This is a genomic window from Brevibacillus schisleri (assembly GCF_055685845.1).
Genome location: NZ_JBVNDM010000001.1, coordinates 620,001 through 641,661 on the forward strand (window position 1 = coordinate 620,001; position 21,661 = coordinate 641,661).

A 21,661-nucleotide genomic window follows, 5' to 3' on the forward strand; every position below is an offset into this window, starting at 1 on the left:
GTCTTGGAGGTAGAGCACTGATTGGGCTAGGGGCCCTCATCGGGTTACCGAACTCAGTCAAACTCCGAATGCCAATGACTTATGTCCGGGAGTCAGACGGTGAGTGCTAAGATCCATCGTCAAAAGGGAAACAGCCCAGACCATCAGCTAAGGTCCCCAAGTATACGTTAAGTGGGAAACGATGTGGAGTTGCCCAGACAACCAGGATGTTGGCTTAGAAGCAGCCACCATTTAAAGAGTGCGTAATAGCTCACTGGTCGAGTGACTCTGCGCGGAAAATGTAACGGGGCTAAACGTATCACCGAAGCTATGGCAGTCCTTACGGACTGGGTAGGGGAGCGTTCCAAGCAGCAGTGAAGCCGTACTGGAAAGAGCGGTGGAGCGCTTGGAAGTGAGAATGCCGGTGTAAGTAGCGAAAAGACAAGTGAGAATCTTGTCCACCGAAAGCCTAAGGTTTCCTGGGGAAGGCTCGTCCTCCCAGGGTTAGTCGGGACCTAAGCTGAGGCCGAAAGGCGTAGGCGATGGACAACAGGTTGATATTCCTGTACCACCTCTGTTCCGCTTGAGCAATGGCGTGACGCAGGAGGATAGGGTGAGCGGCCTACTGGATGGCCGTCCAAGCAGTGAGTGTGGTGTGTAGGCAAATCCGCACACCGTGAAGCATGAGCTGTGATGGCGAGGGAAATTTTAGTACCGAAGTCCCTGATTTCACACTGCCAAGAAAAGCGTCTAGCGAGGAACAAGGTGCCCGTACCGCAAACCGACACAGGTAGGCGAGGAGAGAATCCTAAGGTGCGCGGGATAACTCTTGCTAAGGAACTCGGCAAAATGGCCCCGTAACTTCGGGAGAAGGGGCGCCTCGGTAGGGTTAATAGCCCGAGGGGGCCGCAGTGAAAAGGCCCAAGCGACTGTTTAGCAAAAACACAGGTCTCTGCGAAGCCGCAAGGCGAAGTATAGGGGCTGACGCCTGCCCGGTGCTGGAAGGTTAAGGGGATGAGTTAGCGCAAGCGAAGCTTTGAACCGAAGCCCCAGTAAACGGCGGCCGTAACTATAACGGTCCTAAGGTAGCGAAATTCCTTGTCGGGTAAGTTCCGACCCGCACGAAAGGCGTAACGACTTGGGCGCTGTCTCGGCAAGAGACCCGGTGAAATCATAATACCTGTGAAGATGCAGGTTACCCGCGACAAGACGGAAAGACCCCATGGAGCTTTACTGTAGCCTGGTATTGGAACTTTGTGCATCATGTACAGGATAGGTGGGAAGCTGAGAAGCAGGGGCGCCAGCCTCTGTGGAGCTGTCGGTGGGATACCACCCTTGATGTACGGAGTTTCTAACTCGTCGCCCTTATCGGGCGAGAGGACCATGCCAGGTGGGCAGTTTGACTGGGGCGGTCGCCTCCTAAAAGGTAACGGAGGCGCCCAAAGGTTCCCTCAGAATGGTCGGAAATCATTCGTAGAGTGTAAAGGCAGAAGGGAGCTTGACTGCGAGACCTACAAGTCGAGCAGGGACGAAAGTCGGGCTTAGTGATCCGGTGGTTCCGCATGGAAGGGCCATCGCTCAACGGATAAAAGCTACCCTGGGGATAACAGGCTTATCTCCCCCAAGAGTCCACATCGACGGGGAGGTTTGGCACCTCGATGTCGGCTCATCGCATCCTGGGGCTGAAGTAGGTCCCAAGGGTTGGGCTGTTCGCCCATTAAAGCGGTACGCGAGCTGGGTTCAGAACGTCGTGAGACAGTTCGGTCCCTATCTGTCGCGGGCGTAGGAAGTTTGAGGAGAGCTGTCCTTAGTACGAGAGGACCGGGATGGACGCACCGCTGGTGCACCAGTTGTCACGCCAGTGGCACAGCTGGGTAGCTATGTGCGGACGGGATAAGCGCTGAAAGCATCTAAGCGTGAAGCCCCCTCCAAGATGAGACTTCCCACAGCGCAAGCTGGTAAGACCCCTCATAGACGATGAGGTTGATAGGTTCGGTGTGGAAGCGCGGTAACGCGTGGAGCTGACGAATACTAATCGGTCGAGGACTTATCCACACACTCTTAGCAATCATGCGTATTCAGTTTTGAAGGAATAAATCCTTCAACGTTCCTCGGTAGCTCAGTTGGTAGAGCAATCGGCTGTTAACCGATCGGTCGGCGGTTCGAGTCCGTCCCGAGGAGCCATATATACGGAGAGTTACCCAAGAGGCCGAAGGGGACGGTTTGCTAAACCGTTAGTATGCGCAAGCGTAGCGAGGGTTCGAATCCCTCACTCTCCGCCATATGTTTTAATCTCATAGCTTTATGGCGGTGTAGCTCAGCTGGTTAGAGCGTTCGGTTCATACCCGAAAGGTCGGGGGTTCGATTCCCTCCGCCGCTACCATATTAGCTGCGGTCGTGGTGGAATTGGCAGACACACCATCTTGAGGGGGTGGCGGGGCGACCCGTGCGAGTTCGAGTCTCGCCGACCGCACCATACTTCATAATCTTGGCCCGTTGGTGAAGCGGTTTAACACAGCAGCCTTTCACGCTGTCATACAGGGGTTCGAATCCCCTACGGGTCACTTAGAAAAATCCCTACATCTTGTAGGTGATTTGGAGGCTTAGCTCAGCTGGGAGAGCATCTGCCTTACAAGCAGAGGGTCGGCGGTTCGATCCCGTCAGCCTCCACCACTTATATCAAAGGACAAGGAAGGTCAGCTAAAAGCGCCACGTCCTGTGGCAACACTGACACTCAGTCGTCCTGACTATCGCGGGATGGAGCAGCTCGGTAGCTCGTCGGGCTCATAACCCGAAGGTCGCAGGTTCAAATCCTGCTCCCGCAACCAAATATGGAGCTGTGGTGAAGTTGGAGTTCACGCCGGTCTGTCACACCGGAGGTCGCGGGTTCGAGTCCCGTCAGCTCCGCCATTTTTCTTAAAGAATGGCGAAGATCAATCATAAATGGCTCGGTAGCTCAGTCGGTAGAGCAGAGGACTGAAAATCCTCGTGTCGGCGGTTCGATTCCGTCCCGAGCCACCACTAGTTAAATTTAACAGCGCCGGTATAGCTCAATTGGTAGAGCACCTGACTTGTAATCAGGGGGTTGTGGGTTCAAGTCCTATTGCCGGCACCACCTTTGGGGTATAGCCAAGCGGTAAGGCAACGGACTTTGACTCCGTCATTCCTAGGTTCAAATCCTAGTACCCCAGCCATTTTCGAGCCATTAGCTCAGTTGGTAGAGCATCTGACTTTTAATCAGAGGGTCGAAGGTTCGAGTCCTTCATGGCTCACCAGTTTTTTTAGCTGAACAAGCAAAGCTGTGTGATAGTAATAGCAATGCCTTTTCTGTTCTAAGTAAAATGCGGGTGTGGCGGAATGGCAGACGCACCAGATTTAGGTTCTGGCGGGCAACCGTGGGGGTTCAAGTCCCTTCACCCGCACCATACTATGACAGAAAGCTTTGCTCTTAGTACAAACCTCATAAGATGTAACATGCGGACGTAGCTCAATTGGTAGAGCGTCGCCTTGCCAAGGCGAAGGTCGAGGGTTCGAGACCCTTCGTCCGCTCCATTTATTTGTGCCCTTAGCTCAGCTGGATAGAGCGTTTGACTACGAATCAAAAGGTCGGGAGTTCGAATCTCTCAGGGCACGCCATATTTCATATGAAACCGAAGAGTAGGAATAGATCCTACTCTTTTTTTTGTAATAACTTGTGTATTTTTTCAAATTTTAAGCATTTTTTCCTTGTATCTCCTATTTGCATCCATTACTTTAGAATTACACTGAAAGCATGGAGGAACAGCTGTTACAAACCTGCGGCAGAATATCATGGAACAGGAGTTGTATCAAGATGAACCCTATCAAATTGGAACAAGTAAATCCTGCAATAGCTAGTTTAATCGATAATATAGAAAAAGTACTGATTGGTAAACGCTCTGCGATTGAGCTGGTGGTAGCGGCTGTTCTAGCGAATGGTCACGTTTTGCTCGAAGATGTACCAGGCGTTGGGAAGACCATGATGGTACGGGCATTGTCCAAATCAATCAGCGGTGAGTTTAAACGTATTCAATTTACCCCTGATTTGTTGCCAACGGATGTGACAGGGGTTGCTATCTTTAACCAAAAAAGTTTGGAGTTTGAGTTCCGTCAAGGGCCGATTTTTGCAAATGTCATTCTTGCAGACGAAATTAATCGGACTTCGCCGAAAACACAATCCGCACTCTTAGAAGCCATGGAAGAGCGCTCGGTAACAATTGATGGTGCTACGTATCGATTGGCAGAGCCGTTTTTTGTGATGGCTACGCAAAACCCATTAGAGTATGAAGGGACCTTCCCATTACCTGAAGCTCAATTGGACCGATTTATTATGCAAGTAAGCTTGGGATATCCAACGGTAGAGGAAGAAATGCGGATGCTGTCTAGATTCTCGGCAGCGAATCCATTGGAAGAGCTTCAGCCGGTTATGACCACCGCCGAGCTTGCGGAACTTCAACGCCAGGTATCAGCGATCAAGGTATCGGAAGGAATAAAAGAATACATCGTGCGTCTATGTCATCGTACGCGTGAGCATCATCATATTTATCTAGGCGTGAGCCCGCGCGGTTCTCTTGCTCTTTTCCGGGCTGTTCAGGCATTGGCATTCGTCCGTGGACGTGATTATGTCATTCCAGATGACGTGAAGGAACTCGTTCCAGTAGTGTTTGCACACCGTATGATTGTGAAACCAGAAGCAAGACTGGAAGGAGCAACCGTAGATCGGGTGTTGGCTATGATCTTGTCTGAGACCCGTGTCCCGGTAAGCTAAGGCGGTGATTGCAGATGAGACAGCAAAGGTGGGGTAAGCTCAAGGCGATTGCATTAGTTCTGGTCACTTATGTATTCGCAAAATTTCAAGGTGGCTTCTCAAGCTGGTTTCTTTTCTATAGTAGTTTGGTGTTTCTCCTGTATGAAATTGTCGCTTATGTACTCATGTTCACGAAGCTAGAAGTCGAGCGTGAACTAGATCGCAATCGTCTGCAGGATGGGGAAGATGTCATTGTAACGATTCGTTTGCGCCGGAGGATTTGGTTTCCGCTGGGCTGGAATATGATTATGGAGCCTTTGCCGGCGAGGCTGGCTGGCGTGTATGAGCCGCATCGACAACTGATATTCCCGTGGTTCAAAAGGGAAGTCGAGTTTCGTTATGTCATACCTAATGTACCGAGGGGATATTATCGTCTCGATGAATGTGTAGTGAGCGGCGGGGATTTCTTTGGTTTTTTTGAGCGCCGCAAAGTTTATTCGATTTCTCAGGAGTTTCTCGTTTATCCAAAATACAAAGAATTGACCCATTGGGCCCTGGGTGATGGGAGCTTCAGTGGGACGGTGCATGTTTCCCATCGGCGCTCTGATGACGTTGCAGCAGTACGGGGCGTAAGAGACTATCATCGGGGCGATCGGTTGAGCCAAATTCATTGGCGAGCTTCTGCACGGGGGACGGGTCTGAAGACGAAGGAATTTGAGCATCAGGCAATGAATCAAGCTGTCTTTTTCCTTGATGTGGAGAAGGCGAGCTACCATGGGAAGCCTGTGCACTTGTTCGAAACAGCGGTGAAGCTGGCCGCCAGTCTGATCGCTTATGCCAATCGGAATCAATACCATTATGGACTCGTGTACAAACAAACAGATCGCATATCGATACCACCAGGTCTATCCCATGCCCATTTCCTCAGAGTTTTTGATCAATTAGCTCGTGTCGCGCCAGAAGGACAAGAGTTATTTGCAAGAATTGTGGGAAGAGAAGCATTGGAGCAACCTCAAGGTGTCACTTTGATTATTATTACACCGCATGTAGAAAAAACGTTGATCAGTCGTTTGGTCACACTCGCCCAAAAAGGCAGACGGGTGCAGTTGTTTCTCATGCAGAACGAGTCAACCATTTCGCATGAACAAAAACAAGTGTTGCAGCTGCTTGGCGCAAACAAAGTAACATGTACGTCTATTCACATGGATGATCAAGAGTGGAAACGGATTGGAGGTGCATAGACTCATGAGCGTTTGGAGGCGTCCAACGATTTGGGAATGGGTCTTGGCCCTTTTTCTGTTCCTGATGTTACGAGAGTGGCTGATTCCTCTACAGACATTAACCGATACTGGCATTCTGTGGCCGTTTTATGCAATTGTGGGTGGAGTCATTATCATTGACCTGTTGATTCCTTATCGGTGGTTAACCCTGCCGATCAAGGCACTGGGGTTAATGGTGCTTTTGCATGTTACTTTATTTGACAAACCGTTTTTTGACTCGCAATGGATTGGTCAATTGTACGGGCAGATGATTCACGATCTTCCGTTAGCGTTTCAACAGGACTGGGCCAGCATGTCGGTCTTGTCGCGGAATACAATGTTTGATCTCGTCCTGGTGCTGTTAGCGACGATGTTAACGTACCTCGTGCTGGAACAACGGCAAGGCTTATGGTTTGTCTTTTTGACGGAACTGTATTTGGCTGTGTTGGATACCTTTCTCCCGTATGATGCCAGTGCAGGGGTTGTACGGACGCTGATTATTGGTTTCCTGATGCTGGCCATTAGCCACCTGATGAAGATGATGAACATGGCAACACTGGCAGGGAAGAGAAGCCGAATCATGCTCAACTCCCTTCTGGCTTCGGTGTTGGTCATTATGGCTTGCATTAGCATCGGTTATGCTGCACCGAAGTCAGGACCGGCATGGCCAGATCCGATCGCCTTTTTAACAGGGAAAGGGAACGATACCCCTGTTGGTGTGATGAAAAAAGTAGGATACGACAACAACGATGAACGGTTGGGCGGTCCTTTCCTGCAAGATAACACATTAGTGTTTATTGCAAAGACGAACGAGCACAGCTATTGGCGCGGTGACTCGAAGGACGTGTATACGGGAGTTGGCTGGGAAAAAGGCGATAGAGAGTATGAGTCAATCCTGGACCCGCAAACCTATACATGGGAGAATACGCTGTTCCAAGGGCTTGAAACGAAGAAGGTTCAAGCTACATTAGAATTTAAAGGCCCGCAGCAATTCCCGACTGTCTTTTATCAAGGTCAGCTGAAAAAGGTGAGCAATTATGCACCACCAGAGGCAACCGTTGTTTATGACAAAATGAATCAGCAGCTCGAAGTACGGGCGGGAAAAATCAACTTGGTTCAGCTGAGCGAGAAAAACGGTCGGCCAGAGTACGGCCCCAATCCGCTTTTGCTCAAACTGAATCAATACAAGGTCGAGACAGAAGTACCGATTGTCAGTGAAAAGGCCGTGACGAATGCGGGGACGAATTATCCGGATGATATCAAAGAGCGCTACTTGCAAGTGCCAGCTTCGGTTCCTCCGCGAGTAAGAGAGCTCGCTGCAACGATTACCAAGGATGCGAAGACTCCTTATGACAAAGTGAGAGCGATCGAGAATTACTTGCGCTCAAGTGGAAAATATAAGTATGAAACGAAGGACGTTCCTGTCGCTCCAGAAGGTCAGGATTTTGTCGATCACTTCTTGTTTGACAGCCTTCGAGGGTACTGTGACCATTTTTCTACTTCGATGGCGATTATGCTTCGTACTCTGGATATCCCGACACGTTGGGTCAAGGGCTTTGCACCTGGTGAACGAGTGGGAACGGATGCGTTTAACTACGAGACTGTAGAAGTGCGCAACAAAGATGCTCACTCGTGGGTAGAGGTATACTTCCCGGGGATTGGTTGGGTTCCGTTTGAAGCGACGAGTACATTCATGTCACCTGTTCGTTTTAATTATGATCTGGTCACCTCAAAGCCGGAGATCCCTGTTCCGTTGCCAAACATGGCGAATCAAACGGACAGCGATCGTGGGAATGGACGTTTCAATGAGTTGGAAGAGGGCGACAGCCCAGCAGGTAGTGGGATTAAAATTCCTTGGCAAGTAAACGCAGGATTGGCTGTAGTCGTTGTCGCGGCAGGAATTATCGTATGGCGCCGCAAACAAGACATCCAGCTATGGTGGATGCGTAGGCAACTGAATCAAGAGAGAAGCAGTGAGTTCCCGGATCGGTACCATTTGCTAATGCGAATGATGGAGCGAGTCTACACGCGCAGACAGCCAGGAGAAACGTTGCGGGAGTACGTGGGCAGGATGACCCTGCCGGCAGACAAGCGACAAGACCTGCGCTATTTGACGGAGCTGTACGAACGTACCGTGTATGGCTATAAACAAATGGAACAAAATGCGAGAACAATAGCAGAGCAAATACTCGAACGGTTAATCCGTCAATTGAAGCCTTGAACAATGCCGTTCCATCTGCTAGAATGACGATCAATGAGACTCGTATAATGATCAGGAATAGGGCCTGAAAGTTTCTACCGCTAGACCGTAAATTTGGCGACTACGAGGAGAGCACATCGGATTTTTGTACATGCAAACCGCACATGTGTACACAAGCTGGGACGTTGCCTCCGTATTGTTTATCGGAGATAGCAGTCCCGGCTTTTTTGCAAATATGCGACAACTTCGCATGGCATGCCGACACTTGCACGTCCTGTATGTTACAGGAGAAGGGGGATATGATGGACAAGTCAATGGAAATGGTCGTCGTACTCGATTTCGGAGGCCAGTACAATCAGTTGATCGCGCGCCGTGTACGCGATCTGGGTGTATATAGTGAACTGATTCCGTTCAATACACCTGTTGAAAAGATTAAAGAGATGAATCCAAAAGGGATTATTTTCTCTGGCGGACCTGCTAGCGTGTACGAAGAGGGAGCACCAACTGTAGACCCTGCAATTTTTGATCTGGGCTTGCCTGTATTGGGTATTTGCTACGGAATGCAGTTGATGAGCCATTTGACGGGCGGAAAAGTAGAACGCGCGGGTAAACGCGAGTACGGAAAAGCTGAACTGCGTATGCAGCAAAAACATGGCTTGTACGACAAATGGGATACAAGCGAAATCGTGTGGATGAGCCACTCTGACAAAGTAGTGGAGCTCCCAACCGGATTTGTCATTGATGCAGTAAGTGACAGCTGCCCGGTAGCTGCAATCAGCAACATTGAGCGCCAGCTGTACGGCGTACAGTTCCATCCAGAAGTAGTTCATACCCAAAAAGGTACAGAGTTCATCGGAAACTTCCTGTTCAACATTTGTGGATGTGAAGCGAATTGGAGCATGACGACGTTCATCGAGGACGAGCTGGTTCGCATTCGTGAAACAGTCGGCAACAAGCAAGTACTGTGTGCGTTGAGCGGCGGTGTGGATTCTTCCGTAGTAGCAGCGCTGATTCACAAAGCGATTGGCGATCAATTGACATGCATGTTCGTTGACCACGGTCTTCTGCGCCAAGGGGAAGCAGAAGGGGTAATGGAGACATTCGGTGAGAAATTCTCCATGAAAGTGATCAAGATCGATGCTCGCGAGCGTTTTATGAGCAAGCTCAAAGGTGTATCTGACCCAGAGCAAAAGCGCAAAATCATCGGTAACGAGTTCATTTATGTATTCGATGAGGAAGCAGCGAAGCTGACAGATATGGACTTCTTGGCACAAGGTACGCTGTACACCGATATCGTAGAGAGCGGAACAGCTACTGCACAAACGATCAAATCGCACCACAACGTAGGCGGTTTGCCAGAAGACATGAAGTTCACGTTGATTGAACCATTGAAAACATTGTTCAAAGACGAAGTACGCAAACTGGGTAACGAGTTGGGCTTGCCAGATGAGATTGTTTGGCGTCAGCCATTCCCAGGACCAGGCCTCGGCATTCGTGTTTTGGGTGAAGTGACGGAAGAAAAACTGAAGATCGTTCGTGAATCCGATGCGATCTTGCGTGAGGAGATTGCCAAGGCAGGTCTTGATCGGGAAATCTGGCAGTACTTCACGGCTTTGCCAAACATGACGACCGTAGGTGTAATGGGAGATGTTCGTACGTATTCTTACACCGTAGGGATTCGTGCGGTAACGTCCATTGATGGTATGACTGCTGACTGGGCACGTATTCCGTGGGATGTATTGGAGAAAATCTCTGTGCGTATCGTGAATGAAGTAGACAATGTAAACCGCATTGTGTATGATGTAACGTCCAAACCACCAGCAACGATTGAGTGGGAATAGAAGCAAAAAATGACTCTCTTTTATTTGCGTGATTTGCGAATAAAAGAGAGTTTTTTTATGATCAAGAATTATTTCGTTCCGTACATCATGAGAAGTTTTCCATTTTCTTTTGCAAGAGCAATATAAATGACCCCGCCTAGCCATCCCGGAGGAAGCGTTCCTTCAATAATCCAAGCTTCTGCAATAGGGTTGTAGCTAATAGCGAAGGGAGTTTCCTCCAAAAACTGAGAATAGTGCTCCGCTAAATAGGAGAAGATTGCCGTTGCAACTGCATGTTCATCTGTAAGCTCACCAAAAGCAAATTCATCTCCAAACCGATCTTGCTGGAGAAGAGTGTCACGATCAGCGAAATAGAGTTCAAACCTCCCAATTAAATTCTCATCATACAAATCACGTTCCACAAAGCCATATTCGATGACCTTTTCCTTTTGATGAACGTTGTGCTTGCTCTTTTTCTTATCGTCGACCCGTACGGAGATTCGATTGATGCGAAGCCGATCACGTTCTCGTTCCTGCTCCGCTATTATTTGCTCCCAAGCATCCATATAGCTCATTTTGGATCTCCTCCATCTAGTTATGAAGTATAACACAGGCCTTCTAGGAAAATATCCGGATATTAAACTCCATTTAAAAATGAATGTTCGTATTTTCGTTGACATTCCCTATGCCACCTGATACACTTCTCAATGTGAGCAGGTAATATAGGAAGGTTCGTATATTCTTGAGAATATGGCTCAAGAGTTTCTACATGGTCGCCGTTAACGACCTTGCTACGAACAAAATGTCATCGGGATCTGATTTTGTTATTATATTTGGAATTATTCCCGAAGTGTTTTGTTTGACGGCCAGGCGCATGATAAGAGCGTCCGGGCCTTTTTTGTGTGAAAAACGTCTCGACGTTTTTCGTTTACGGTCGGCAAAAAACAGTTAGACTATTTTTTGCAACAAGATTAGTATGGGGGGACTTATAGGTGCGGAAGTATTTCGAGTTTGACAAGCTAGGCACCAATTACCGTCGTGAAATCATCGCGGGTATCACTACTTTTTTGGCAATGGCATATATTTTGGCTGTTAATCCATTCATTCTCAGTGGTGCGGATCTGCCGCCAGATTTGAAAGCAAACTATCCTGCATTTGGGTCTGTCTTTACTGCAACGGCGTTGGCTGCTGCTCTCGGTACACTGTTAATGGGTATTTTTGGACGTTTGCCGATCGGTCAAGCCCCGGGAATGGGATTGAACGCATTTTTTACTTATACCGTCGTTCTGACGATGCAAATTCCTTGGCAACAGGCTTTGGCTGGCGTATTCCTTTCTTGTACGATCTTTTTGATTCTGTCCCTGACAGGGGTTCGTGAAGCGATCATCAAAGCGATTCCACAAAGCTTGAAGTACGCAGTTTCGGCAGGGATTGGACTTTTTATCGCGTTTATCGGTTTGAAAAACGCAGGTATCATCGTAGCCAATGAAGCCACCTTTGTAGCACTGGGACATCTGACCTTCTATCACGAGGGCATGAAGCCGGAAGCAATTTTGGCAGCGAAAAATGCATTGCTTGCTGTGTTTGGTCTGATCGTGACGGTCATTCTGCTGTCTCGCAAAGTCAATGCAGGTATCTTTATCGGGATGTTGATTACGGCGATTACCGGGATGTTTTTCGGACTGGTGAATCTGCCTGAGCAAGTCGTTTCTGCACCACCGAGCCTTGCTCCTACTTTCGGTGCTGCGTTCCAATATCTCGGTGATCCATCCGCTTTGTTCACCGTGAACATGCTGATTGTTGTGTTGACATTCTTGTTTGTAGACTTTTTTGATGCCACAGGTACGCTCTTGGGTGTAGCGAGCCAAGCGGGATTGCTCCGCGAAGACGGTAACTTGCCACGTCCAGGAAAAGCACTCGCTTCCGATGCAATTGCAGGTATGGCAGGTGCGGTACTCGGTACATCTACCACTACAGCTTACGTTGAGTCGACAGCAGGGGTAGCGGCAGGCGGGCGCTCCGGATTTACCGCAGTTGTCACAGGGATTATGTTCCTGCTGGCGTTGTTCTTCTCACCGCTTCTTGCGATTGTCACACCTGCGGTTACGGCACCAGCGCTCATTATCGTCGGTGTTCTGATGGCTTCTCACATTGCAAAAGTGGCTTGGGATGACCTGGATGAAGCGTTCCCTGCGTTCCTGACGATTTTGTTGATGCCATTGACTTACAGTATTGCAACAGGTATTGCGACAGGCTTCATCGTTTATCCGGTGATGAAGGTAATGAAGGGCAAGGCTCGCGAAGTGCATCCGGCGATGTATGTGCTGTTCTTTGTCTTCCTGGCGTACTTCATCTGGTTGCGCGAATAGGATTATTTGGGAATGAGGCTCTTCGTCTACTGGACGGGGAGCTTTTTTTGCGCTATGATAGGAAAAATCTTTTTTCACGGAAGGATGGACCGATTCCCATGACAGGTCTAAACATGTTCCTTCAACAGCATCACCACACGTAGAGCGTTTGTATCTTCGGAAATTTTTCCGCAGGTGCAAGCGCTTCTTGTGCTTCGTGCCTGCGGTGGTGTATTTAGGAAGCCATGCGGGCAAGAAGTTGCCTTGCATGGCTTTTTTGGTTTTCTCTATCTGATAAAAGAAAGGGTGTTATTCATGGAAAACGAAGTATTAAAAACGGTAAAAGGCACAAAAGATTTCATGCCGCAGGAGCAAATGCAACGAAACTGGATACGACGGACGCTCGAGGCTGTATTTGAGACATACGGCTGCAAGCCATTGGAGACGCCTATGTTGCAGCACTACGAATTGCTGGCATCCAAGTACGGCGGCGGGGATGAAATCTTGAAAGAAGTGTATCGTTTGAACGACCAAGGAGATAGAGAGCTCGGCCTGCGCTATGATTTGACTGTACCGTTAACAAAGGTAGTGGGCATGAATCCTGAGATCCGGATGCCGTTCAAGCGGTATGAGATCGGAAAAGTATTTCGGGACGGTCCAGTAAAAACCGGACGTTTGCGCGAATTTATTCAATGCGATGTCGATATCGTGGGAACGACATCGGTGCTGGCTGAAGCAGAATTGCTCAGTATGGCGTTTGAGGCATTCAAGCGGCTGGGACTCGACGTGTACATTGAGGTCAACAACCGCAAGCTGTTATCTGGGGTGCTTCAGGAGCTGGGAGTTCCCGTAGAGCGGGCCGGGGATGTCATGCTGTCGCTGGATAAGCTCGAGAAAATCGGCGTGGACGGAGTGCGTGATGACTTGCGGGAGCGAAACGTCGAGGAGTCACTCGTTTTGGCGATTACGTCTTTCCTGCAAGAAGGTGTGATTACCCTGGATCTGTTGACAGAGCGCTTTACATCCCCGTTAGTTCAGAAAGGGATTCGGGAGCTGCGTGAAATGATTGCTTATGTAACAGGAGCGGGTGTGGCTGGGGAGCTTCGTTTCTCGCCATTTTTGGCAAGAGGCTTAGGGATCTACACAGGGATTGTGTATGAGATCTTTTTGCAGGATGGAAGCATGACGTCCAGTATCGGTAGTGGGGGACGTTACGACCAGATTATCGGTCGGCTTTTGGATGATGGAAGAGAGTATCCTGCTGTAGGGATTTCGTTTGGATTGGATGTCATTCTAGCAGCGTTGGCAAATCGTAACACGGAGGAGCAGAAAGCTGCCGATGTACTCGTCATTCCCCTCGGGACAGAAGCATCTAGTCTTGGCCTGGCCAACCGATTGCGCGAGAGCGGTATCAGAGTCGAGCTGGAGCTGACAGGGAGACGACTGAAAAAAGCACTCGATTATGCAAATAAAGAAGGCTTTGCTTTTGCCTTGATCTATGGGGAAAACGAAGTGAACAGCGGGCAGGTCGTCGTACGAGATATGCGAGAGGGAACGGAACAGCCAGTTCCTTTGGAGTTGGTTGAAAAGTGGCTGTCCGACAAGCTATCAGGGTAAAGAGGAAAGATAGTCTTTTTCTTCCATCTTTTGTACAGTAGAGAAAAGGGGGAGATGGCGTGAAGACATGGGTCTCACTGGTCGGTTGTAGCTTATTGTTTTTGACGTGGATGTTGCCTGTAAATGCTGAGGAGGGTACTGCGCTTATGCGTAAACCCCTCTATCAGGCTGATGTGCGAATTGATCCAATCAAGAAAGAAGTAGCAGGAACCGTAACGATTACCTTTTGGCCAAAAGACCCTACTCGTGCCTATCTCCATCTTTACCCGAACGTATTTACAGAAGAGCATCAAGGCATGCTATGGGAGGAACTTTTAGGCAATGGCCCAACGCTTGGCACATACACTAATAAAAAGCTACTTGTCGATGGCGTCGCGGTTGCAAGTAAACAGACGAAAGACCTGAACATATTCGAAGTGCCTCTAGAAGGACAGACGGGCCCACGAACGATCGAGATGGAGTTCGAGATGACTCTTCCGCGAAACGACGGCAGGATGTCGTACGATGACCATTCACTCTGGCTGGGGAACTGGCTCCCGGTTCTTGCGGTGTACGACAAGGAAGGCTGGCATCTCGATCCGTACGAGCCTGTCGGTGATCCATTTTATAGTGAGAACGCCGATTATGAGGTGAACGTGACGCTGCCAAAAGAGTATCAGCTGGCGAGCACAGCGCCTGACATGGCTGCGAAACAGGTTTCTACTCGTGAGGGAGAAAAGACGATACAGCTCGGTGCAGAAAATGTGAGGGATTTTGCCCTCGTCGTTATGGATGCCTCCTATCAGCGAAAGGAAACGAAGGTGGGCCAAACAGTCGTCCGAACATGGTGGCGGAAAACAGATGATCCGGAAACTGCTGAGCAGATTCATGAAGCAGCAGCGAAGTCACTCGCCTATTTTCATCATCAATTGGGCGCCTACCCCTATACCGAATACGATGTGGTAAGAACCGGTGGCGCGATAAATGGAATGGAGTACCCAGCATTGGTCTTTCTCGACGGGCGTCATTTCTTTTCAGGGGAAGAAACAGGTATTGTCACGGTTGTCCATGAGACGGCACATCAGTGGTTTTACGGATTACTCGGAAATAATCAGGTAAAGGAAGCATGGCTGGATGAGGGATTCACAGAGTACGTGACGCTCTCATACTTATCTCAGCAAGACCCGCTACTGGGAGCAGAACGGGTACGCAGACGGCTGGGGCAGGGCACCTCTGTTCAGTATTACGTGGCAGAGGGACAACGTCCTTGGCAAGCGCTGTCTTCATTTCCTAATAATCAAAGCTATAGCGATCTCGTTTATTCCCGTCCGTCCTCGATGCTGTGGCTATTGCAGGGGGCGTGGGGGGAAGAAAGGGTACATGACGTTTTAAAGCAGTATGTCGAGAAGTACCGTTATCAGGTGGTGACCGGAAAGGAATGGGGAGCCTTTCTATCTGAGATGGCCGGAGAAGATGCGGGCGCTTTCTTGGACTATTGGTTGAAGGTAGACATGTCCCAGCAGGAACAGGCAGCTGCTTGGCTGGAGCACCAACGTCTCAAGCATCAAAAGAAGTAATCGAAGGCAGGGGATCACGATGTGGCGGAAGCATTGGGTGGTCATCGTCGCAGTAGGAGTCGTTTTGACTGTATTCTTGAACATCCGGCCTTGGACAGGGCAGGCTGGCGTAGATGCTCAGGAGATTGTGCCGATTGGTCACAAGCAGGCTGCAGTCACTTACAAGGCCGACGTACAAATCGATATGAACAGGCACGTGGTGAAAGGAATACTGACGGCTCGTTTTGTCCCTCAAGATGACCAAGTTTTTTTTCATTTATATCCCAATGCTTTTTCTGCGAATGCTGCTCCTAGTGGAGAGAACTGGGAGGTTGTACTAGGCAACCAGCGTGATTCCGGGGGTATCAGGATAAGCGAAGTACGGGTAAACGGAAAAAGTGTCGGCGTACAGTATGCGGGAAAGACCAATACGCTTTTACAAGTGCCCCTTCCTGCAAGAACTTCGAAAGCTGAGACAGTGGTGGAGATGAATTTTCAGCTCGAGGTTCCTTTTAACAATGGGCGAATGTCTTACCATGATCATGCGATGTGGCTGGGCAATTGGCTGCCGATCCTGGCGGTCAAGGATGCAGGAGGCTGGCGGCTCGATCCTTATTCCGCGATAGGCGATCCTTTTTACTCGGATGTGGCGAATTATCATTTACGTGTGCAGTTATCAGAGGGGTACCAGCTTGCTACGAGTGGGTTGGAGAGCGTGGCTGTCATCACCGAGACGAGACCGCAACGGTTAAAAATCTATGAGGTGGACGCATGGAACGTTCGGGATTTTGCCCTTGTCGTCATGGACGATACGTACCAGCCTATATCTGGCAAGGTCGGAGAAACCATCGTACGTACGTGGGTGCAGAAAAGTGATGACCCGCAAAACGTAGAACGAATCCATGAGACTGCCAGGGAGTCTCTCGACTATTACGGAAAACAGTTCGGAGTGTATCCGTATAAGGAATACGATGTTGTCAAAACAGGTGGCTTCTTTGGAGGTATGGAATACCCGGGCCTCGTTTTTATTGCCCAGGAGTATTTTGACCGCAGCGATGCCATGGGGGAAGCGATCGTAGCGCATGAAACGGCACATCAGTGGTTTTACGGGCTGGTCGGAAACGACGAGGTGCGAGAGGCGTGGCTGGATGAGGGACTGACAGATTATGCGACGATGGTATTTTTGCAGCAAAAGTCTCCTACGCGTTCACAAGCGTATATTCAGATGCGGCTAGGGCAAGCACGTGCAGCGGAAGGATATGCGAACCAAGGAGTCACTGCAAAGTCGTCTGTGAAGGCTTTTCCAGACTGGAGGAGTTACAATGACCTCGTCTACGGGCGAGCGGGTGCCATGTGGTGGAACTTGAAAGAAGAATGGGGAGTCGAACGACTGCATCAGGTGTTGCGTCAATATGTACGAGATCATCAATACAAGCAGGCGAACGGGGAGCAAATCAAAGCGCTATTGACTACAGCTGCCGGGGCGGATGCCAGTCCCTACTTAGATTATTGGCTTCAGGTCGAGCTAGAGAAAGCCGAAGCGGCCAACAACTGGGTAGGAAAAGGCAAACACGAATGATTTTTGATTTACCATTTTTAAATGTTCGGAAACGAGGTTGACAGGCAAACTTTCTCCCTGCTACACTGAATACGTTGAGAGAAAACGAGTTCGAATAGCCCAGGCGATGAGAGCGGCACGAAAAGCCGTTAGTCGGTTGGGTTTTCTTCTGATGTTACAAAACGTAGGGGGCGAATGGTTTATGCTACAGCCTTTGGTAGGAGTCATTATGGGCAGTACGTCAGACTGGGAAACAATGAAGGAAGCTTGCGCAATTTTGGACGAATTGCAGGTGCCGTACGAAAAGAAGGTCGTGTCTGCACACAGAACGCCAGACTTGATGTTTACGTATGCCGAGACCGCTAAAAGCCGCGGCTTGGAGGTCATTATTGCGGGCGCGGGCGGGGCAGCTCATTTGCCAGGAATGGTGGCTGCTAAGACAGAGTTGCCTGTCATTGGTGTACCGGTGAAATCATCCAACTTGAATGGTCTCGACTCGCTTTTGTCGATTGTGCAAATGCCAGGGGGCGTGCCTGTGGCGACGGTTGCAATCGGAAAAGCTGGAGCTATCAATGCAGGGTTATTGGCTGCGCAAATTTTGGGGATCAAATATCCAGAAGTACAAGAGCGGTTCGTGCAAAGACGTGACGATGTACGCAATAAGGTGCTGGAGGCTAGTGAACTCGAATGACAACCAAAGACCATAAGCAAATCAAACCAGGATCGACCCTAGGAATACTTGGCGGAGGACAGCTTGGACGGATGATTGCTCTTGCGGGACGAGCTATGGGCTACCGCTTTGTCACAATGGACCCAACAGCAGACGCACCATGCGGCCAAACGGCTGATCGGCAAATTGTCGCCAGCTACGATGATGTAGAAGCAGCGATGCAGCTTGCCTCGGTCAGTGATGTCATCTCCTATGAATTTGAAAATGTCGATGCAAAGGTGGCTGAAGTATTGGAGAGCCGCGCTTATGTACCGCAGGGAAGCCGCCTTTTGCGTATCACCCAAAATCGGATTCGAGAAAAGACCGCTATTCGCGAGATCGGCATCCCGGTTGCTCCGTTTTGTGTCGTGAACAGCTTGGAGGATTTGCAGGACGCCGTGCGTGAACTGGGGCTGCCTGCTGTTATGAAGACCGCAACCGGTGGCTATGACGGCAAAGGACAATGGGTATTGAGAAGCGAGGCTGAGCTGGCGGAGGCGTACGAAACGTTGTCCAAAGCAGGTACAGAGCTGATCGTGGAACAATTTGTACCCTTCCAAATGGAGCTGTCTGTCGTTGCTGCACGCAATCCTGCGGGAGAACTGGCCGTTTTTCCTGTGTCAGAAAATATTCATCAGGAAAACATCCTGCACTTGAGCATCGTACCCGCTCGTATTTCGGCTGAAGTAGCCGCCCGGGCGGAAGAAATTGCTCGCACGATTGTAGAAAAGCTGGATGTGATCGGACTCATTGCAGTTGAGCTGTTTTTGACTGAAGATGGTCAGCTGTATGTCAATGAATTGGCGCCTCGACCGCACAACTCCGGGCATTTTACCATGGATGCTTGTGTGACCTCGCAGTTTGAGCAGCATGTTCGGGCGGTTTGCAATCTGCCTTTGGGATCTACAGAGTTGCTCTCGAGCGTCGTGATGGTTAATATTTTGGGAGAGCATCTACAGCCTGTCATCGATCAGATCGACAAGCTGCCGCGCACAGCCAAGCTCCATTTGTACGGAAAAGCAGAGAGCAAGGCCAAGCGGAAAATGGGGCATATCAATGTGCTCGCCCCTACTGTAGAAGAAGCGCTCACCCTGATTGATGAGCTGAAAATCTGGACGAATACATCGGAGGTATTATCATGATCGAACGTTATTCCCGACCGGAAATGCGCGCCATTTGGACGGAAGAAAACAAATTCAAAGCGTGGCTGGAAGTAGAAATTCTCGCGTGTGAAGCATGGTCCAAGCTGGGCGTCATTCCTGAGGAAGACGTGAAAAAGCTGTGGGATAAAGCTACTTTTGACATCAACAGAATCTATGAGATCGAAGAAGAGACACGCCATGATGTGGTGGCGTTTACCCGTGCGGTATCGGAAACCTTGGGCGAAGAAAAGAAGTGGGTGCATTACGGACTGACTTCTACCGATGTGGTGGATACTGCTCTGTCTTACCTGCTGCGTCAGGCGAACGAGATTTTGGAGAAGGATATCGAAGACTTCATCGAGATTTTGGCAGACAAAGCTCGTGAGCACAAGGATACGGTTTGCATGGGCAGAACGCATGGCGTACATGCGGAGCCTACGACTTTTGGCTTGAAGCTGGCCCTGTGGTATGAAGAAATGAAGCGCAACCTGGCTCGTTTTCAGGCTGCGAAAAAAGAAGTGGCGTACGGCAAAATCTCTGGCGCAGTTGGCACATACGCAAACATCGATCCGTTCGTGGAAGCGTACGTGTGCGAGAAGCTGGGACTGTCTGCAGCGCCAATTTCTACTCAAACCTTGCAGCGGGATCGCCACGCCGAGTACATGGCGACATTGGCACTGATCGCAACTTCTTTGGAGAAATTCGCAACAGAAATTCGCGGTCTGCAAAAGAGCGAAATGCGCGAGGTGGAAGAAGCATTTGCCAAAGGCCAAAAAGGTTCTTCTGCAATGCCACACAAGCGCAACCCAATCGGAAGCGAAAATATTTGCGGACTGGCTCGTGTCATCCGCGGTCACATGCTCACTTCCTATGAAAATGTTTCCCTCTGGCATGAGCGGGATATTTCCCACTCCTCTGCGGAGCGCGTGATTTTGCCAGATGCAACGCAAGCATTGAACTACATGCTGCGCCGTTTCATGAACATCGTGAAAAACTTGACGGTGTTCCCTGAGAACATGAAGCGCAATATGGACCGTACCTTTGGATTGATCTACTCGCAGCAAGTGATGCTCAAGCTGATCGAAAAAGGCATGAGCCGCGAGCAAGCCTATGACACGGTACAGCCTCGTGCGATGCAGGCGTGGGAAGAGCAACGCTCCTTCCGTGCGATCGTCGATGAGGATGCGACTGTCAGCTCTACACTATCCAAGGAAGAGCTGGATGAGTGCTTTGACTACCGTTACCATCTGAAGCATGTGGATACGATTTTCCAACGTCTTGGATTGATTTAAATGCAAATGCCCTCGAATTTTTCGGGGGCGTTTTTCTTTGGAAAGGAGCTGGAGTGGGGGAGAAGCGCAATTCCAGTCTACGCTTCGGCCTACGCCCCGCTGTGGGAATGACTGTCCGCTTCGGAATAAATGGCGGGAGCGCTTCAAACCAGAAAACGCAAATGCGTTTTTGTATGTAATAAAAGCTGAAAACCCCCGCCATTCATTCCTGCGCTTCCTTTTGTGAAAAGCCTGAAAATAATTCAAGCGTGTGAAATTACTACTAAGCAGTAACATCATGTAGTATGAAGACTGCTTTTAAATGACACGCAAAAACGGTTTTAAAGACAACTTAAAAAATTCCTTAAGAAATTTTTAAAGATTTCTTTTGAAAGTTGTAACCGAAATGATACCCCTTTCGTACCTACTTGTGCGAGCTTACAACGAGCCCATAAGTACCTTACAAAAGTGTAAGCTTCCTGAAATATAACTCGATGGTTCCTGCTTCGTTTCGACCGTACAATGAAATCAATTCATACGGATCACGAAACGGGAGATCGATTATGACGACAGCAATCATGTATCCAAAATTAAGTCACCAACAAATTTACGAAGATTACTCTGCTAAAATATATCGCTATTTCCGCTACCGGGTAAAAAACGTCTGGGATGTGGAAGACCTGACAACGACTGTGTTTATCAAGGTGTACTCCAAGCTTGAGCAGTACGATGGCCGCCATCCATTTGGCGCCTGGATTTTCCGAATTGCGCACAATGCTTTGATTGACTACATGCGCAAGAAGCGGGAGAGTCCGGTCGATCAGGACACATTTAGCAATATGATCGCAACAGATAAGCTGCCAGAGGAGCATCTTCTGAATCAGGAGACAACCGAGGGCTTGTGGGATAAGGTGCACACGCTGACAAAGGATCAGCGCAATGTGATCGCTCTGCGCTATCTCGGAGATTTGCGAATGAATGAGATCGCGGAAATCTTGGGCAAGACAGAGGCTTCGGTGAAAATCCTGCACTTCCGTGGGATTAAGAAGCTGCAGCAATTGATGACACAACAAGCATAAGGGGGGGACAACAGTCCTGCCCTTTTTTACTATTGGCAGACTGTAGTGGAGAGAAGAATATTTCCATGCTAGGCTCCAGGTTTCGTCCTGCTGGGGGTTAGACTGTCCGCTCCGAAGGGATTCGCGGGGAAACGCAAAAGTGGTAGCCGCTACGCCGTATGGGCACGGTTGCGTTTCTTTTGCCCGCGAATCCCTTCTCCGCTCTGTAGGACTCCACAAGTCGCTACGCCTGGAAATATTCTTCTCTGTCGTTACTGAGGGCAATCTTACATTCTTTTAAGGTATTTAAAAACCGATCAATACGGAAAGCTCGTAGAGGAAACAGGAGAAATAAGTGAAGATCTTAGGGACACCGACCGAGACGCAATGCAAAAAGCGA

The 21,661-nt window shown here is 49.4% G+C and carries 13 protein-coding genes, 15 tRNA genes, 1 rRNA gene and 2 riboswitches (1 of these 31 running past the window's edge); of the genes, 28 read left to right on the top strand and 1 reads right to left on the bottom strand.

The features are described from left to right. From ACUUHJ_RS03245 to guaA, 20 genes are all read left to right on the top strand, one after another. Positions 1-2,034, top strand: a 23S ribosomal RNA gene (locus tag ACUUHJ_RS03245) (it extends 895 nt beyond the left edge of the window). Between the two features lie 53 nt (positions 2,035-2,087). Beyond that, positions 2,088-2,163 (top strand) — tRNA-Asn (locus ACUUHJ_RS03250). Positions 2,164-2,170: 7 nt separating this feature from the next. Then, positions 2,171-2,261: transfer RNA gene (locus ACUUHJ_RS03255), tRNA-Ser, on the top strand. 24 nt (positions 2,262-2,285) lie between these two features. Next, a tRNA-Met gene (locus ACUUHJ_RS03260) sits at positions 2,286-2,362 on the top strand. Positions 2,363-2,370: 8 nt separating this feature from the next. Then, positions 2,371-2,455, top strand: a tRNA-Leu gene (locus tag ACUUHJ_RS03265). A gap of 14 nt (positions 2,456-2,469) precedes the next feature. Beyond that, positions 2,470-2,543 (top strand) — tRNA-Glu (locus tag ACUUHJ_RS03270). A gap of 33 nt (positions 2,544-2,576) precedes the next feature. After that, positions 2,577-2,652: transfer RNA gene (locus tag ACUUHJ_RS03275), tRNA-Val, on the top strand. A 78-nt stretch (positions 2,653-2,730) separates the two neighbouring features. Beyond that, positions 2,731-2,807: transfer RNA gene (locus ACUUHJ_RS03280), tRNA-Met, on the top strand. Between the two features lie 5 nt (positions 2,808-2,812). Beyond that, positions 2,813-2,889: transfer RNA gene (locus ACUUHJ_RS03285), tRNA-Asp, on the top strand. A 35-nt stretch (positions 2,890-2,924) separates the two neighbouring features. Next, positions 2,925-3,000, top strand: a tRNA-Phe gene (locus ACUUHJ_RS03290). An 18-nt stretch (positions 3,001-3,018) separates the two neighbouring features. Next, positions 3,019-3,094 (top strand) — tRNA-Thr (locus tag ACUUHJ_RS03295). A gap of 4 nt (positions 3,095-3,098) precedes the next feature. Then, positions 3,099-3,173 (top strand) — tRNA-Gln (locus ACUUHJ_RS03300). A gap of 5 nt (positions 3,174-3,178) precedes the next feature. Then, positions 3,179-3,254, top strand: a tRNA-Lys gene (locus tag ACUUHJ_RS03305). Between the two features lie 68 nt (positions 3,255-3,322). Then, a tRNA-Leu gene (locus ACUUHJ_RS03310) sits at positions 3,323-3,404 on the top strand. 51 nt (positions 3,405-3,455) lie between these two features. Then, a tRNA-Gly gene (locus ACUUHJ_RS03315) sits at positions 3,456-3,531 on the top strand. A gap of 7 nt (positions 3,532-3,538) precedes the next feature. Beyond that, positions 3,539-3,615, top strand: a tRNA-Arg gene (locus ACUUHJ_RS03320). A gap of 196 nt (positions 3,616-3,811) precedes the next feature. After that, entirely contained in the window at positions 3,812-4,765 is a 954-nt protein-coding gene (locus tag ACUUHJ_RS03325) for an AAA family ATPase (protein WP_289675983.1), read from the top strand. 14 nt (positions 4,766-4,779) lie between these two features. After that, positions 4,780-5,985: a DUF58 domain-containing protein gene (locus tag ACUUHJ_RS03330; protein ID WP_472298234.1), complete on the top strand. Its 1,206-nt coding sequence runs from the start codon at positions 4,780-4,782 to the stop codon at positions 5,983-5,985. A 4-nt stretch (positions 5,986-5,989) separates the two neighbouring features. After that, complete coding sequence (locus ACUUHJ_RS03335; RefSeq protein WP_472298235.1) at positions 5,990-8,224, top strand: transglutaminase TgpA family protein; 2,235 nt, start codon at positions 5,990-5,992, stop codon at positions 8,222-8,224. Between the two features lie 20 nt (positions 8,225-8,244). Continuing rightward, positions 8,245-8,347: riboswitch (purine riboswitch) on the top strand. A 158-nt stretch (positions 8,348-8,505) separates the two neighbouring features. Further along, complete coding sequence (gene guaA / locus ACUUHJ_RS03340; RefSeq protein WP_472301136.1) at positions 8,506-10,044, top strand: glutamine-hydrolyzing GMP synthase; 1,539 nt, start codon at positions 8,506-8,508, stop codon at positions 10,042-10,044. Positions 10,045-10,112: 68 nt separating this feature from the next. Here the strand turns inward: guaA and ACUUHJ_RS03345 are convergent, their stop codons facing one another. After that, positions 10,113-10,598: an NTF2 fold immunity protein gene (locus tag ACUUHJ_RS03345; protein WP_289675986.1), complete on the bottom strand. Its 486-nt coding sequence runs from the start codon at positions 10,596-10,598 to the stop codon at positions 10,113-10,115. Positions 10,599-10,735: 137 nt separating this feature from the next. Then, positions 10,736-10,837: riboswitch (purine riboswitch) on the top strand. A gap of 178 nt (positions 10,838-11,015) precedes the next feature. On the opposite strand from ACUUHJ_RS03345, the gene ACUUHJ_RS03350 reads away from it, so the two are divergent. The 8 genes from ACUUHJ_RS03350 (at position 11,016) to ACUUHJ_RS03385 (ending at position 21,282) form a co-directional block, all read left to right on the top strand. Further along, entirely contained in the window at positions 11,016-12,392 is a 1,377-nt protein-coding gene (locus ACUUHJ_RS03350; RefSeq protein WP_289675987.1) for an NCS2 family permease, read from the top strand. Between the two features lie 294 nt (positions 12,393-12,686). After that, positions 12,687-13,988 carry a histidine--tRNA ligase gene (locus tag ACUUHJ_RS03355; protein ID WP_472298236.1) on the top strand — a complete coding sequence of 434 codons (1,302 nt, stop codon included), beginning with the start codon at positions 12,687-12,689 and terminating at the stop codon, positions 13,986-13,988. A gap of 59 nt (positions 13,989-14,047) precedes the next feature. After that, positions 14,048-15,544: a M1 family metallopeptidase gene (locus ACUUHJ_RS03360; RefSeq protein WP_472298237.1), complete on the top strand. Its 1,497-nt coding sequence runs from the start codon at positions 14,048-14,050 to the stop codon at positions 15,542-15,544. Between the two features lie 19 nt (positions 15,545-15,563). After that, positions 15,564-17,102: a M1 family metallopeptidase gene (locus tag ACUUHJ_RS03365; protein ID WP_472298238.1), complete on the top strand. Its 1,539-nt coding sequence runs from the start codon at positions 15,564-15,566 to the stop codon at positions 17,100-17,102. 181 nt (positions 17,103-17,283) lie between these two features. Further along, the gene (purE, locus tag ACUUHJ_RS03370) at positions 17,284-17,772 is read left to right on the top strand and encodes a 5-(carboxyamino)imidazole ribonucleotide mutase (protein ID WP_289675992.1); all 489 of its coding nucleotides are present in this window, start codon (positions 17,284-17,286) and stop codon (positions 17,770-17,772) included. Beyond that, on the top strand, positions 17,769-18,932 hold the full coding sequence (gene purK, locus ACUUHJ_RS03375; protein ID WP_289675993.1) for a 5-(carboxyamino)imidazole ribonucleotide synthase: 1,164 nt from the start codon (positions 17,769-17,771) through the stop codon (positions 18,930-18,932). Before purE ends, purK begins: the two co-directional genes overlap by 4 nt. After that, on the top strand, positions 18,929-20,224 hold the full coding sequence (purB, locus tag ACUUHJ_RS03380; RefSeq protein ID WP_142498442.1) for an adenylosuccinate lyase: 1,296 nt from the start codon (positions 18,929-18,931) through the stop codon (positions 20,222-20,224). Before purK ends, purB begins: the two co-directional genes overlap by 4 nt. A 542-nt stretch (positions 20,225-20,766) precedes the next feature. Further along, a complete protein-coding gene (locus tag ACUUHJ_RS03385; RefSeq protein WP_289675995.1) occupies positions 20,767-21,282 on the top strand; it encodes an RNA polymerase sigma factor in 516 nt (171 codons plus the stop codon). Positions 21,283-21,661 lie beyond the last annotated feature (379 nt).

What these genes read in the sequence shown, in the direction of transcription:
- ACUUHJ_RS03365 (WP_472298238.1), top strand. Translation starts at nt 15,564, where the DNA reads ATGTGGCGGAAGCATTGGGTGGTCATCGTCGCAGTAGGAGTCGTTTTG.
- purE (WP_289675992.1), top strand. Translation starts at nt 17,284, where the DNA reads ATGCTACAGCCTTTGGTAGGAGTCATTATGGGCAGTACGTCAGACTGG.
- ACUUHJ_RS03385 (WP_289675995.1), top strand. Translation starts at nt 20,767, where the DNA reads ATGACGACAGCAATCATGTATCCAAAATTAAGTCACCAACAAATTTAC.
- ACUUHJ_RS03355 (WP_472298236.1), top strand. Translation starts at nt 12,687, where the DNA reads ATGGAAAACGAAGTATTAAAAACGGTAAAAGGCACAAAAGATTTCATG.
- ACUUHJ_RS03345 (WP_289675986.1), bottom strand. Translation starts at nt 10,598, where the DNA reads ATGAGCTATATGGATGCTTGGGAGCAAATAATAGCGGAGCAGGAACGA.
- ACUUHJ_RS03330 (WP_472298234.1), top strand. Translation starts at nt 4,780, where the DNA reads ATGAGACAGCAAAGGTGGGGTAAGCTCAAGGCGATTGCATTAGTTCTG.
- purK (WP_289675993.1), top strand. Translation starts at nt 17,769, where the DNA reads ATGACAACCAAAGACCATAAGCAAATCAAACCAGGATCGACCCTAGGA.
- guaA (WP_472301136.1), top strand. Translation starts at nt 8,506, where the DNA reads ATGGACAAGTCAATGGAAATGGTCGTCGTACTCGATTTCGGAGGCCAG.
- ACUUHJ_RS03335 (WP_472298235.1), top strand. Translation starts at nt 5,990, where the DNA reads ATGAGCGTTTGGAGGCGTCCAACGATTTGGGAATGGGTCTTGGCCCTT.
- ACUUHJ_RS03325 (WP_289675983.1), top strand. Translation starts at nt 3,812, where the DNA reads ATGAACCCTATCAAATTGGAACAAGTAAATCCTGCAATAGCTAGTTTA.
- purB (WP_142498442.1), top strand. Translation starts at nt 18,929, where the DNA reads ATGATCGAACGTTATTCCCGACCGGAAATGCGCGCCATTTGGACGGAA.